Consider the following 13,344-nt stretch of genomic DNA (forward strand, 5'->3'; position numbering starts at 1 on the left):
TAGTTGTTACTTGTCACGGCCGGTGTCGTGCCCCAGCGCACACCCGGACGCCCCGATGCGCAATCCTGGTTCACATGACGAAGGCGACATCCGGCGGGAGCACGCGTTCACGCACGATCCGGCAGCAGCGCATCACCGACTACGTGATCGCGCAGGGGTCGGCCTCGGCCGCAGAGCTGGTCGAGCTGACCGGCGTCAGCCTCATGACGGTCCACCGCGACCTCGACGAACTCGCCCGCCGCGGCCTGCTGCGCAAGTTCCGCGGCGGCGTCTCCGCCCTGCCCTCGACCGTGTTCGAGAGCAACGAGGAGTACCGGCGCGGCGCGCACGTGGAGGCCAAGGCGGCGATCGCGCGGTCGGCCGCGGCGCACATCGAGCCCGGGATGTCGCTGCTGCTCGACGACTCGACCTCGGCCCTGGAACTGGCCCGGCTGCTGCCCGACCTGGGCCCGCTCACCGTGGCCACCAACTACCTGGGGGCGATCGAGGCCCTCAAAGGCGCCGAGGAGATCAGGCTGATCTGCATCGGCGGCGACTACTCCGGCACCCACGACTCCTTCATCGGCATGGCCTGCATCGAGGCGGTGGAGCGGCTGACGGTGGACATCGCCTTCGTCTCCACCTCGTCGATGACGGCGGACATGACCTTCCACCAGGAGCCCGAGATCGTGATGGTGAAGCGGGCGATGCTCGCCGCGTCTTCCACGCGCGTGCTGCTGATGGACTCCTCGAAGATGCCCCGGCCCGCACTGCACCGGCTGGCACCGCTGAGCGACTACGACCGGCTCATCGTCGACGCCGACACCCCGCCCGAGCTGGCGGAGGAGGCGGGCCAGCACGCCGCGGTGGAAGTCGCCCCCTGGTGATCTGCGCCGCCCGGCGATGCGGCCGCGCGGCCGGGGCGGCGCCGGCCGCTGGACGCCGGACCGCCGCAGCCGCAAGGGCTTCCGGGGCCCCGGGCCGCGGCGCGGGCGCGGCAGTATGACCCCCGTCACCGAGATGTGATGAAAACTGATCACGTTCTCGTGTTGCATGTTAACTTCACAAAGTCCATGATGTGCTCCGGATCTCGTCTGGAGGACACATGACCGCAACACCCACTTCACCCGCAGCCGCGCAGCGGCGCGGGCCGGTGGCCCGGCTGCTGGAGCGCGCCGGGCTTCCGATCCCCCTGGCTCTGGGCTACGTCGGCCTGCTGATCTTCATGATCGGCGACGGCATCGAGTCCGGGTTCATCGCGCCGTTCATGGCTGCCAACGGCGCCGGCGACGACATCCGCGCCTCCTACGTGGTGACCGTCTACGGCGTCGCGGTGATGCTGGCGTCCTGGCTCTCCGGCGCCCTGTCGGAGCTGTGGGGCCCGCGCCGGGTGATGCTCATCGGCCTGGGGATCTGGGTCGTCTTCCACGCCCTGTTCCTGGTGGCCGTGACCATCGAGAGCTTCCCGCTGATGATGCTCTTCTACGGCCTGCGCGGATTCGGCTATCCGATGTTCGCCTTCGGGTTCCTGGTGTGGATCACCGCCATCGCCAACCCGCAGCGGCTCGGCGCGGCGGTCGGCTGGTTCTACTTCGCCTTCACCGGCGGCCTGCCCACCCTGGGCTCGCTCGTCGCCGGCTTCACCAACCCGGTCTTCGGCCACTACGGCACGCTGTGGCTCTCCCTCGGCGTGATCGCCGTCGGCGGCCTCATCTGCCTGCTCGGCGTCCGCGAGCGCACCGGCTACCAGCGCCTGGCCCCCGAGGGCGTCAAGCCGGTCCAGAGCCTCATGTCCAGCTTCTCGATCGCGTGGAAGAACCCGCGCGTGGGCATGGGCATGGTCGTGCGGGTCATCAACACCGCGCCGCAGTTCGGCATGCTGGTCATGTTCCCGACGATCTTCGCCACGGACATCGGCTTCGGCGAGAGCCGCTGGCTGTTCCTCGTGTCGGTCATCTACGGCACCAACATCTTCTTCAACCTCATCTTCGGCGTGATCAGCGACCGCCTCGGCTGGCGCAACACCATCTTCTGGTTCGGCGCCATCGGCTGCTCGATCAGCATCCTGGCGGTGTACTTCCTGCCGCTGGCCGCCGGCCCGGACCACTACTGGCTGGCACTGCTCACCGGCGCGTTCTACGGCGCCACGCTGGCCGGCTTCGTCCCGATCTCGGCGCTGCTGCCGTCGATGGCCCCGGAGAACAAGGGCGGCGCCATGGCGCTGCTGAACTTCGGCGCGGGCGCCGCGACCTTCGTCGGCCCGGCGATCGTCAGCCTCTTCCTGCCGCTCGGCGCCGCCACCGTGGTCATCATCTTCGCGGTCATGTACGTGATCGCCGCGATCCTCGCCTGGTTCCTCAAGATCCCCGAGGAGACCCAGGCCAAGATCGAGGAGGGCGTCGCCCTCCAGGACATCGCCGAGCAGGACGGCGGCGCCGCTCCGGCTGCCGCCCGCTGATCCGGGCCCGCTCACCGCGGGCACGCACCCAGGCGCACTGCGCCGTCCTCCGCCGAGGCGCCCCCGGGACACCCGGGGGCGCCTCGGCGCATGCCGGGCCCAAGCCGCGCGGATCCGGCTGCCGGACTGCCCCGCATCGAAGCGCTGCACCGCGCCGAACTGCGGGTCAGGTCACGGGCGGCAACCCGTTCCGACACGGCCTCGACACGGTACATTTCCTCCAACATCCCCCTATCAATGGCCGACCTGCCCCAACCGCCGCGGGCGCCGCGGATTCGGCGGCGGGGCACGCCCCGGAGTCCGGCAAAGAGTGCAAAAATCGACCAACATGAAGCAGCCGCCGTACATCCTCGTTGTCAACGGGGCGAAGGTCAGGCGCCCGGTATTCGTCATCGGGGCGCCGCACTCCGGCACCGATCTCGTCGCCGGAGCGCTGGGCCGCGCCCCGGGGGTGCTGCTGCGGGCCGGACATCCGGCCGTGTCCGGCGCGGTCTATACGGTGGCGCGCAAACCGGGGGTGGCGGAGGAGCGCTCGTCCGGCGCCGCCGCACTGCTGCGGGACGCCTTCGCGGAATCCTGGCAGCTGACTCCGCCCACCTGCCCGTTCTGCCCGGGCACCGCCTACAGCGCCCGCGCCTCGGCCGAGCCGTGCGAGCACGCGGCCCAGATCACTGCCTACGGTGACGCCAGTCGGGACCTGATCTACAGCGCGCCGGTTCTCTCCGCGGCCTTCGCCGACGCCGCGTTCGTCCAGGTCATCCGGGACGGCCGGGAGGCCGTAGCGGAGATGCTCGGCGACGAGCGGGAGACCGGCTGGTTCCGGCCGGGCGCGGTGCGCCTGGACGGCGACCTCCCGCACCCGTTCTTCGGCGTCGAGACCGGGGACGAGCGCGACCGCTACCAGCACCTGTCGACGGCGGCCAAGTGCGCGCTGCGCTGGCGGGGTGCCGTGCGGCTGTCAGCCCGGCTGCGCTCGGAGCTGAGCGCGGAGCGGCTCATGACGCTGCGGTACGAGGACATCTCCGGCTCGGAGGTGGAGACGGCCGAGCAGCTGCGGGCGTTCACCGGCGCGAAGGTGTCGGCTCTGGAGCTCATGCCCGCGGAGAACACGGCCCGGCGGCCCAGGCTGAGTTCGGAGGAGCACGCCGACGTGATGTCGGTGGCCCGCACCGAACTGGGCCGGCTCGGCTACGTCGAGCGCTCCTCGGCCGCGCGCTGACCCTGCCGGGCGGCGCGCCGCGGCCCGGCGTGCTGGCGGCCGGCCTGCACGGAGGTGCAGGCCGGCCGCAGCCTCAGTCGAGTTCGGGGATCCGCGGCGCGTAGCGGCTGAACAGGCGCTTGTTGGCCTCGTCGCCGCCGGTGACGTTGGCCGAGCGCCACAGCGGCGGCTCGGCGCCCGCTGCCTGCGCCCGGTCGTAGACCGCCGCCAGCAGAAGGTCCCACAGGTAGGCGTTGGCCAGGCTGGACACCGGGGCGGTCACCGGCGCCGCCTCCGGGTAGGTCGCGTCGCCGGGCGGCACCAGCGTGTCGATGACGATGTCGGCCTCCTCGGCCAGCGTGCCTCCGGCGCGGCGCGGCGCCGCGGCCGACGCCGCCCGCGAGGTGACGGCCACCACCGGGATGCCGCGCTCGCGCGCCTCGCGCGCCAGCTCGACCGGGTAGGGGTTGACGCCGGAGGTGGAGAACACGACGAGGATGTCGCTCTCCTGGTAGCCCGTCTCGGCGAGCACCCGCGCGGCCAGGCCGCTCTTCCGCTCGGCCGCGGTGGCCTCCGCGGCGCCGTGCAGCGGCAGCAGCCCGGGATCGTAGACCGGCTTCACCGGAGCGAGCCCGCCGGCGCGGAAGAACGCCTCGGCGACGGCGATCAGCGAGTGGCCCGAGCCGGCGGCGAGCACCACGCCGCCGCCCTGGACGACGCGCTCCACGACGAGGTCGGCGACCTCGCCCACCGCAGCCGCGTTGGCCTCCTCCACCCGGGCGAGATGGCCGCGCATCCGCGCACCGAGGCCGCCGGCGTCGAACGACCCGCCGTCGGCGGAGCCGTCCGGGCCGCCGGAACCGGCCCCCGCCCCGGGCGCTCCCCCGCCGCTCACAGCCACCCCTGGTCGGCGAGCGGGCCGCGAAGGTCGCGCGCCAGGCCGTCCCGGTCGAGGAAGTCGTCGACCGCGAGGACGACCGGGGCGAGGCCGTCCAGGTCGCCGGTGTGCATGCCCTGTCCGATGACGACGTCGGCCGTCATCCCGCGGGCCGTGGTGACGTCGGTGTTCTCCACCTTCGCCGCGACGCCGAGGTCGGCGAGCGCGCCCTCCGCCGTCATCTTCAGGATGAGGCTCGACCCCATACCGACCCCGCACACCGCAAGTACCGCCAACGGCTCCGACCGCGACATCCGCGCCCCTCTCTGATCTGTCCTGTGCAGTGCTGCCCGGCGGCTGCAGTCAGCCGCCGCCCTTTCCCGAACCGCCCTCGGCGCCCTTGCCGCGCATCCGCTCGCGCCCCTTGGCGCGCAGCCGCTCCTTCTCGTCCTCGGTCATCCGGCCGCCGGAGCCTGCCCCGCCGGACCCGCCCGGCTCTTCGGCCGCGCCGGCGCCGCGGCTGCGCCGGGAGAGCCAGAGCAGCACCGCGACGGTGAGCACGCCGACGGCGATGGGGGCCACCCACACGGTCGGCGCGATGCCGGACAGCGGCAGCAGCACCGCCATGATGAGGTACCAGTCCGGGTCGGCCAGTGTGGACAGCTCCGGTGCGGTGTTGCTGAGCGGCGCCCAGAACAGGGCCTGGCCCACGGCGAGCACGATGCCGTTGAGCACCCCGCCGAAGACCGCGCCCCGCCAGCCGGCGACCGCGTTGCCGAAGACTCCGCCCGCGCCGCCGCCGAAGAACAGCATGATCATCGGCGGGACCAGAGTGAACCAGCCGGCCCAGGCGAAAACCCCCAGCAGCACCAGGAAGACCGCGGTGCTGGAGACGAAGCCGACCATGACGGCGGTGGGCGCGAACGGGAAGATGGTGGGGATGTCCAGCGCCGGCCGGGAGCCGGGGATGAGCCTGTCGCTGACCCCCTTGAAGGCGGGCACGATTTCGGCGAGGAACATGCGCACGCCGTAGAGCAGGATCGCGATGCCGGCGGCGAACCGGAAGCCGGCAATGACACCCCACGCCCACGGGTCGATGCCCTCTTCGTAGTTGTTGGCCGCCTCGGCCACCACGCCCTGGTCGGCGAAGGCCATCGACACCAGCAGGATCGCGCCGATCACCAGCGCGGTGCTGACGTTGACGTCCTTGAAGAAGGAGAGCTGCCGCGGGAGCTTCAGCTTCTCGGTGCTGTGCCGCTCCGGATCGCCGAGCGGTTTGGCCGCAACCGCGGTGACCAGCGCCAGCACCGACGTGGTGTGGCCGAGGCCGAACTCGTCGCGGCCGGTGACCTTGCGCATGAACGGTGCGATCCACAGCGGCTGCAGTGTCCAGTAGCAGGCGATGAGGATCGAGCCGCTGACGACGAGCGTCCACTGCGGCAGGTCGCCGAACGCCTCCACGAGGCAGGCGGTGATGACGACGCTCACCCAGAACATGAGGTGCCCGGTGAGGTACACGTAGCGCGCCGCCGGGAACACGGCGACGAGCAGCATGTGGATGATGAACCCCAGCGTGATCACCAGCGCGATAGTGCCGCCGTGCGAGTTCAGGAAGGCGTCCAGGGTGTTCTGCGACGCCGGCGGCTCCGCGCCCACGGCGCTGGAGACGATCGCCTGGAAGTCGGCCAGGCCGCCGCTGAACAGGTCGACGCCGACGAACAGGATGACGATGCCCAGCACGGCGCGCATCGCGCCGCCGACGACGTCCTCGACCGGCTTGCGCTGCAGGATCAGGCCGAGAAGCGTGATCAGTCCGATCAGGATCGCGACCTGTCCGAAGACGTTGTTCGCAATCCAGATGAGCGCGTTCAGCAGCACGTCCATGGGCGCCTCGCCGGTCGGGTCGGGGGATTCGGCAGACAGGGCAGACAGGGTCGGGCGGTCCCGCAGACCTGGCCGGAGCGGCGGCCGGAACACAACGGGTCCCCCACCCTCCCCTGCAGCCCCAGGCCCGAGGTATCAGTCAGAGACCGATTCCATCACGATTCCGGAATGAATCACCGAAAGGCCCGCCGGGGAGGGGGCAGGGACCGTTGACCCGCGCCGCACCCGGGCTGAGACTGCGGAGAACCGGACCCCGGCTCGAAAGGCCCCTCGATGCCGCCCGCGCCCCCCGCTCCGTCCTCCTCCCCGGACGCCTCCGCCGCGCTCCCCGACCGCACCCTCGACGCGCTCGTCGTCGGCGCCGGCTTCGCCGGCCTGTACCTGCTGCACCGGATGGCCGGGCTCGGCCTGGACGCGCACGCCATCGAGGCCGAGCCGGGCATCGGCGGCACGTGGTACCGCAACCGCTACCCGGGCGCGCGCTGCGACGTGGAGAGCATCGACTACTCCTACTCGTTCTCCCCCGAGCTGGAGCGGGACTGGAACTGGACCCACCGCTACCCCGACCAGGAGCAGATCCTCGCCTACATCCGGCACGTTGCCGACCGCTTCGCGCTGCATCCGCGCATCACCACCGGCACCCGGGCCGCCGCGGCCGCCTTCGACGAGGGGGAGGCGCTGTGGCGGGTGCGCGCCGAGGGCGGCGCTGTGCTGCGCGCCCGCCACCTGGTGATGGCCACCGGCTGCCTGTCGGTACCGAACGACCCCCGGCTGCGCGGCAGCGCGCGGTTCACCGGACGCACACTGCACACCGCGCGCTGGCCGCACGGCGGCGCGGACTTCACCGGCCGGCGGGTCGCGGTGATCGGGACCGGCTCATCGGCGGTCCAGGCGATCCCGCTGATCGCTGCCGAGGCGGCCGAACTCACCGTCTACCAGCGCACCGCCAACTTCAGCCTGCCGGCCCGCAACGCGCCGCTGCCGCCGCAGGCCCTGGACGCGGCGCGGCGCCGGTCGCCGCAGCGGCGGGCCGCGGCCCGCGCGTCGCACTCGGGGGTGCCGGGCACCGATCCGCAGCATTCGGCGCTGGCGGTGGGGCCCGCGGAGCGGCAGGCGGAGTTCGACCGGATGTGGCGCGAGGGCGGCCTGTTCGGCGCGCTGCGCTGCTTCACCGACATCCTCACCGACGCCGAGGCGAACCGGACCGTGGCCGACTACGTCCGCGGCCGCATCCGGGCCGAGGTGGACGACCCGGCCACCGCCGAGGCACTCTGCCCGACGACCCACCCGCTGGGCACGAAGCGGCCCTGCCTCGACACCGGCTACTACGCCGCCTACAACCGGGACGGCGTGCACCTGGTCGACCTGCGCAGCGAACCGCTCGCGGAGATCACCGAGCGGGGCGTGCGCACCAGCCGCCGCGAACGGCCGGCCGACGACATCGTGCTGGCCACCGGGTTCGACGCGATGACCGGCGCGCTGGCAGCGGTCGACGTGCACGGACGCGGCGGCCGCAGCCTGCGCGACGCCTGGGCCGGCGGCCCGGAGACCTACCTCGGGCTGGCGGCGGCCGGCTTCCCGAACCTGTTCACCGTCACCGGGCCCGGCAGTCCGTCGGTGCTGAGCAACATGCTGGTCTCCATCGAGCAGCACGTGGAGTGGATCTCCGACTGCATCGCCGGGCTGCGCGACCGCGGCGCCCGCACGATCGAGGCGACCCCGCAGGCGCAGGCGGAGTGGACGCAGCACGTCGCCGACGCCGCGGCGCTCACGCTCTACCCGCAGGCCGACTCCTGGTATGTCGGTGCGAACATCCCCGGCAAGCCGCGCCGCCTGCTCCCCTACGTGGGCGGCGTCGGACCCTATCGGGAGCTGTGCACCCAGGTGGCCGAAGACGGCTACCGGGGCTTCGCGCTGGCCTGAGCGGCCGAACGCGGTGCCGCCGGCCGTCCTGCGGGTCGGGCCGGCGGCGCGACCGCCCTGTCCTGCGCCCGGCGCGCGTCAGCCCATCGCGAGGATGCGCTCGGCGGGGATGAGGACCGCGGTGCGGCGCTCCTCCTCCATCGCGCGGTCGTAGTCGTCCCAGTCGTCGTGGGTCCCGCCGGCCGCGGTGAACACGCCGCGCAGCAGGGCCCGCAGGCGCGGTGCATCGATGCCGGGCAGCGGATCGTCGTAGCCGACCAGCTGGGCCGGGCCGCCGACACTCGCCCACGGGTAGCCGGCCTGGAACACGATCGTCGCCTGCGGCCGGACCCGCAGGACGCGCAGCTTCACCGCGCCGGTGACGGTGGTGAAGGCGACCGCGGGGTCGCCGGTCAGGGGGTGCTCGGTCAGCCCGGCCGCCACCACGCTGGAGTGGACCGAGCCGTCGGAGCGCACCACCGAGACCACGCCGCGGTGACCGCCGGCGTCGATGACGGCTTGTACATCGCTGAGTGTCGCCATCCGCAGACCTTACTGCGCCGGGGCTCCGGGAACGCTCCGCGGAGCAAACATGACGCAGTTCACTAAAAGAAACACCGTCAGCTTCAGTTAACGGTGATTACTCTAGAGGGAGGAGCAGAACCACACGGACCCGTTGAGAGCGAGGTGGCCCGATGGTCGACGTCGGCCTGATCTACACGGTGCTGGGCGTGACGGCGGCGGGAGTCGTCCTGGTCTTCCTCGGAGCGGCCGGCTTCATCGCCTACCAGCTCACCCAGGACCGGCTCGACGCCAAGGCCGGGGTCCCCCTCCCCGGAGGATCCGCGGCGCAGGCCGAACCGGAGCCCGGTGCCGCCGGCGACCGCGGCACCCTGGTCGGTACCTGAGACACTCGCACGCCGGGGCCGGAGGGACCGCGCAGCGCGCCGGACGGCGCCAGGCCGCCGGCCGGTGTCAGGCGCCCTAGGGAGTGTTTTCTGAAGGCTTCCGTCAGGCGAGCGGCCGTCCAGGCAATCTCTCGCAAGTCCGCTGGGCGAAGCTCAGCCTGGTTTGGCTTTTCGAGTGCAGCGGCGCAGCGAGAGGCAGCCTGGTGGTCGCGCAGCCAGGAATGGTTCAAAAAGCACGACCTACCCCTGCCGCCCCCACGTGCCGCGCACGGCCATGGTCAGTGCCGTGCCGGCGAAGGCCCACAGCGACACCGCCCCGCCGAAGCCGGGGACCGAATACCAGAGTCCGTCTGCGCCGGGAAGCGCCGATGCCGCGGCCACCGCGGCGACGGCGGTTCCGCACAGCGCGGCCGCCAGCCAGTAGAAGAGGGGCACCCGGAGCAGGATCGCGAACGGCACGAAGTGCGCTCCGACCACGAGGAGCACCCAGGCCGGCTGCAGCCACGGGCTCTCCAGCCGTTCGTGGATCACGTGGGCCCCGCCGGCGACCAGCGCGACCTCGACCGCGATGACGGGGCCGAACCACGCCGGGTGCGGCCGGCCGGGCTGCGCCGGTGCTCCGGATGCGGCGGCACCGCGCAGGGGTGTCCGCACCGCGCGCACCGCGACGGCGGCGGCCGCTGCGGCGAAGGCAGCGAACACCAGCCATCCGAGGACGGTGAGCACCTGGTGCCCGCCGGACAGGCCCTCGCCGGCCCACTGGAGCCAGATCCGGCCGAACCAGGCGCCGATGACGGCTCCCAGGGCCACTCCGATCCCGGTCTCCCGGTCCACGGCGCCTACTTTCTTCGCGTTCCCGCGTTCCCGCGTTTCCGCGTTTCCGCGCTGCCGGGCGCGGTCCCGCCCGCCCCCGCGCCCCCTGGTCCGCTCCGCCAGCACATCCGACGGAGCGGGCGCACCCCGGGTTCCGCTGCCGGGGTGAGCGGCCGGTCCCCCGAGCCGCGCGTTCGGCCGCTGCGCGCACGGGCCCCAGCCCGGCCGCGGTTCACTCCACGGCGACCACCCGCGGGACACGGACCGTGAAGCGGAATGTGCCCAGGAAGATCGTGGCGATGACGGTGTAGGCGCCCCGCTCCTCCTCCAAGACCGTGCGTGTGCGGACCGCCGTCCAGCCCCACCCGGTGTGCGTCAGCGCCGTCCGGTAGGCGGCCTCCGCTGCCAGCGCACGGGACGGATAGACCGCCCGCTCCTCCGGCAGCGCACCCCCGTCCATCGGGTCGTTCACCGGCCCGTTGCACTCGTCGACGTAGACCACCCGGCGCTCCGCGCGGGCGCCGCCCCCACCTGCCGTCTGCGGTCCCTTTCCCTGGCGTGCCGCTGCGCCCGGCCCCGGACCGGTGCGCTCCGGCGCCCTCAGACCAGTTCGCCGACCTCGACCCGGAAGAAGTGCGTCTCGAGCATGCCGCGGCACACGACGAGGAAGGAGTCGTCGGCGCGGCGGACGACGGTGCGGCGGCGCTCCGACGACGGATGCGGCGGGAAGTGGGAGTACGCCAGCGCGTGCGCCGCCTCCATCGCCTCCTCGCGGCTGCCGTAGACGGTCCCCTCCGACGGGTCGGCCACGAAGCGGCCCCGGTAGCCGCCGGTGCTCTCCTCGACCACCACCACCCACGCTGCTGCCATTGCGTCCGGCACCTCCCTGCCTGTCTTCCGCTTCTGCCTCCCCGTCTGACCGCGGCGCGCACGCGGAGGTTCCGGACTCGGCAGGCGGGGCCGCATCCGGCCGGTGCGCCGGCCGGGCGCGCGGCACGCCGGTCGCGCCTCCCCGGCCGCGCGGTGGCGGTGTGGCTAGGGTGGCCGCACGGGGCGGTAGCGGGGCTCAGCTGGGACGGGGGCAGCGATGGCGGAAGGGCCGGAGCAGGAGGCGCTGGCGGTGGCGCGGCGGTCGGCCGACCGCGCACCGTCCATCGCGGGCACCCGCCCGTGGATCATCGGCGGGGACAGCACGCACATCACCCTGAGCGCCGACAGCGACCGGCAGCTGGAGATCGCCGACCCGACGGCGCGCGAGCTGATCATGAGCTGCGGCGCGGCGCTCTTCACCATCCGCGTCGCACTCCAGGCCCAGGGTTTCCGGCCGCAGGTGCGGCTGCTCCCCGATCCGGACCGGCCGGGGCTGCTGGCCGCCGTCACGGCCGACGGCACGGCCGAGCCGGACCCGGACGCGGTGCGGCTCTTCGAGGCGGTCGACTCCCGCCGCACGCACCGCGGCGCGTTCGCCGAGCCGGTGAGCGACCCCACCCGGATCCGGCGCCTGCAGGACGCCGCGGAGAGCGAGCACGCCTCGCTGCAGCTGGTCACCGGGGTGGACCGGGTGCGCTCGCTGGCATCGCTGGTCGCCGCGGCGGAATTCCTGCACCGCAGCGAACTGCCGGTGGTGGAGGAGCAGGACCGCTGGGTGCGCGCCGCCGGAGACCCGCGGCCGGGCGGGGTGCACGCCGAGGACTTCCCCCCGGTCGCCGATGACGAGGCGGTGCTCTTCCCCGGCCGCGACTTCGGGCACGGCCGCATCGGCGGGCGTCGCGCGGTCGGCGGCTCGGCCACCGGCGCGGTCGCGCTGCTCACCACCGTCGCCGACGACCGGAGCGGCCACCTCGCCGCCGGCCAGGCGCTGCAGCGGATCGCACTGACCGCGGAGAGCTGCGGGCTGCGCAGCGCCTACCACTCCCAGCCGCTCGAGGAGCCGCTGCTGCGCGCCCTGATCACCGAGCGCTTCGCCGCCTCCGGCCACCCGCAGATGATCCTGCGCCTGGGCCGCCCCGCGCGCACGTCGCAGGACGGCTCCGACGGCGAGCCCGACGGAGTCGCCGGCCTCGCCTGACCTCCCCGGCCGTGCGCAGCCCCGGCCGGGACCGCGCGGGCCGTTCCGCTCCGGGCGGGCGCGCGGTAGCGTGCGCAGTCCGCGACCGCGGGGCGCCCCCGTTCCCGCGGCAGGACGGTGGGAGGACCCGTGGGCCCGACCGAGCGGCTGCGCGACGATCTCGGACGCGCCGTTGAGGTGCCGCGGCCGGTGCGGCGGGTGGTGTCCCTGGTGCCGTCGCTGACCGAGGCGGTCGCGGAGTCGGCACCGGAGCTCCTGGCCGGCCGCACCGTGTGGTGCACCGAGCCGGCCGGGCTGGCCGCCCCGACCGTGCGCGGCACGAAGAACCCCGACGTGCAGCGGATCGCAGCGCTCAAGCCCGACCTGGTGGTGGCCAACCAGGAGGAGAACCGCAAGCGGCACGTCGACTGGCTGGCCGAGCGGGGGATCGCCGTCTGGGTGACGGCCGTGCACACGGTGCCCGCGGGCATCGCCGCGCTGCGGCGGCTGCTCGCCGAGGTGCTGCAGCTGGCCGAGCCGGAGTGGCTGCACCGCGCCGCCGACGCGTGGGCGGGCCCGCCGCCGCCGGCGGAGTTGCGCGTGGCGGTACCGGTCTGGCGCGATCCCTGGATGGTGCTGGGCCCGGACACGTTCGCCAGCGACCTGCTCCGCCGTGCGGGCGCCGCCAACGTCTTCGCCGAGGGCGGGGAGGGCGCCGGGCGGTACCCGCGCACCGGACCCGCCGGTATTGCGGCCCGCCGGCCCGACGTCGTGCTGCTGCCGGACGAGCCCTACCCGTTCGCCGCCGCAGACGGCCCCGAGGCACTCGCGCCGCTGCCCTGCGCGCTGCTGCCGGGACGCGACCTGACCTGGTACGGCCCCTCGCTCGCCGGGGCGCGCGACCGGGTGCGCGCGGCGCTGCTGCCGGGCTCGGCCTCCGGGGCCGGGGCCCCGCCGCTTCCTACCTGAACCCGCCCCGGTGCGGCCCGGGCGCGGCACTGCGGCCGCCGAACCGGCAGGCGCGCGCCGCCCCGCTCGCCGCCACCGGCCCGGTCGGCCCGGTCCCCGCCGCCCCGCGCCTCTCACGCGCAGTGTTCGCCCACAGCTGAATCGCGGCGCGACGTCACCGGTTAGGCGCCTGCTCGTGCGGCAATACACGTCGGACACCCGCCGCCGGAGCCGGCTGGCACCGCACCGGCGGCACAGAAGCGCCGAAGAGAGGAGCAGGAACCCCGGTGGACGATGACCCTTCCTGTCCCGGCCGCGCCGCCGCCCAGG

Annotated in this window: 14 protein-coding genes; 7 read left to right on the forward strand and 7 right to left on the reverse strand. The window is 73.7% G+C overall.

Annotation, left to right across the window (positions count from 1 at the left end; genetic code table 11):
* The first annotated feature begins 74 nt into the window (after positions 1 to 74).
* The 3 genes from ACYVGT_RS13230 to ACYVGT_RS13240 all read left to right on the forward strand — a co-directional run bounded on the left by ACYVGT_RS13230 (position 75) and on the right by ACYVGT_RS13240 (position 3,656).
* On the forward strand, positions 75 to 866 hold the full coding sequence (locus ACYVGT_RS13230) for a DeoR/GlpR family DNA-binding transcription regulator (protein WP_460857754.1): 792 nt from the start codon (positions 75 to 77) through the stop codon (positions 864 to 866).
* 218 nt (positions 867 to 1,084) lie between these two features.
* A complete protein-coding gene (locus tag ACYVGT_RS13235; protein WP_460857756.1) occupies positions 1,085 to 2,437 on the forward strand; it encodes an MFS transporter in 1,353 nt (450 codons plus the stop codon).
* A gap of 328 nt (positions 2,438 to 2,765) precedes the next feature.
* Positions 2,766 to 3,656, forward strand: coding sequence for a sulfotransferase (locus tag ACYVGT_RS13240; protein WP_460857759.1), 891 nt, complete (start codon positions 2,766 to 2,768; stop codon positions 3,654 to 3,656).
* 73 nt (positions 3,657 to 3,729) lie between these two features.
* On the opposite strand, the gene ACYVGT_RS13245 is transcribed toward ACYVGT_RS13240, so the two are convergent.
* Genes ACYVGT_RS13245 through ACYVGT_RS13255 form a run of 3 tightly spaced genes read right to left on the reverse strand, consistent with a single transcriptional unit; the run spans position 3,730 to position 6,396 of the window.
* On the reverse strand, positions 3,730 to 4,530 hold the full coding sequence (locus ACYVGT_RS13245; protein ID WP_460857761.1) for a sugar isomerase domain-containing protein: 801 nt from the start codon (positions 4,528 to 4,530) through the stop codon (positions 3,730 to 3,732).
* On the reverse strand, positions 4,527 to 4,826 hold the full coding sequence (locus ACYVGT_RS13250; protein WP_460857764.1) for a PTS sugar transporter subunit IIB: 300 nt from the start codon (positions 4,824 to 4,826) through the stop codon (positions 4,527 to 4,529). Before ACYVGT_RS13250 ends, ACYVGT_RS13245 begins: the two co-directional genes overlap by 4 nt.
* Before the next feature lie 49 nt (positions 4,827 to 4,875).
* Positions 4,876 to 6,396, reverse strand: a complete 1,521-nt coding sequence (locus ACYVGT_RS13255; protein ID WP_460857767.1) for a PTS ascorbate transporter subunit IIC — start codon at positions 6,394 to 6,396, stop codon at positions 4,876 to 4,878.
* A 273-nt stretch (positions 6,397 to 6,669) separates the two neighbouring features.
* Between ACYVGT_RS13255 and ACYVGT_RS13260 the strand changes: the two genes are divergently transcribed.
* Complete coding sequence (locus ACYVGT_RS13260; protein ID WP_460857769.1) at positions 6,670 to 8,319, forward strand: flavin-containing monooxygenase; 1,650 nt, start codon at positions 6,670 to 6,672, stop codon at positions 8,317 to 8,319.
* A 78-nt stretch (positions 8,320 to 8,397) separates the two neighbouring features.
* Here ACYVGT_RS13260 and ACYVGT_RS13265 read toward each other — a convergent pair whose 3' ends face one another.
* Positions 8,398 to 8,841, reverse strand: a complete 444-nt coding sequence (locus ACYVGT_RS13265) for a pyridoxamine 5'-phosphate oxidase family protein (protein ID WP_460857771.1) — start codon at positions 8,839 to 8,841, stop codon at positions 8,398 to 8,400.
* Positions 8,842 to 8,993: 152 nt separating this feature from the next.
* On the opposite strand from ACYVGT_RS13265, the gene ACYVGT_RS13270 reads away from it, so the two are divergent.
* Positions 8,994 to 9,206 carry a hypothetical protein gene (locus ACYVGT_RS13270; RefSeq protein WP_460857774.1) on the forward strand — a complete coding sequence of 71 codons (213 nt, stop codon included), beginning with the start codon at positions 8,994 to 8,996 and terminating at the stop codon, positions 9,204 to 9,206.
* 240 nt (positions 9,207 to 9,446) lie between these two features.
* Here the strand turns inward: ACYVGT_RS13270 and ACYVGT_RS13275 are convergent, their stop codons facing one another.
* From ACYVGT_RS13275 to ACYVGT_RS13285, 3 genes are all read right to left on the reverse strand, one after another.
* Positions 9,447 to 10,040, reverse strand: coding sequence for a hypothetical protein (locus ACYVGT_RS13275; RefSeq protein ID WP_460857777.1), 594 nt, complete (start codon positions 10,038 to 10,040; stop codon positions 9,447 to 9,449).
* A 211-nt stretch (positions 10,041 to 10,251) separates the two neighbouring features.
* The gene (locus ACYVGT_RS13280; protein WP_460857780.1) at positions 10,252 to 10,521 is read right to left on the reverse strand and encodes a hypothetical protein; all 270 of its coding nucleotides are present in this window, start codon (positions 10,519 to 10,521) and stop codon (positions 10,252 to 10,254) included.
* A 98-nt stretch (positions 10,522 to 10,619) separates the two neighbouring features.
* Positions 10,620 to 10,889, reverse strand: a complete 270-nt coding sequence (locus tag ACYVGT_RS13285) for a hypothetical protein (RefSeq protein ID WP_460857782.1) — start codon at positions 10,887 to 10,889, stop codon at positions 10,620 to 10,622.
* A 217-nt stretch (positions 10,890 to 11,106) separates the two neighbouring features.
* Here ACYVGT_RS13285 and ACYVGT_RS13290 point away from each other — a divergent pair, with 217 nt between their 5' ends.
* The gene (locus tag ACYVGT_RS13290) at positions 11,107 to 12,087 is read left to right on the forward strand and encodes an Acg family FMN-binding oxidoreductase (protein ID WP_460857784.1); all 981 of its coding nucleotides are present in this window, start codon (positions 11,107 to 11,109) and stop codon (positions 12,085 to 12,087) included.
* Between the two features lie 129 nt (positions 12,088 to 12,216).
* A complete protein-coding gene (locus tag ACYVGT_RS13295) occupies positions 12,217 to 13,035 on the forward strand; it encodes a helical backbone metal receptor (RefSeq protein ID WP_460857787.1) in 819 nt (272 codons plus the stop codon).
* The last annotated feature ends 309 nt before the right edge of the window (positions 13,036 to 13,344 follow it).

Source organism: Nocardiopsis coralliicola (assembly GCF_054779695.1).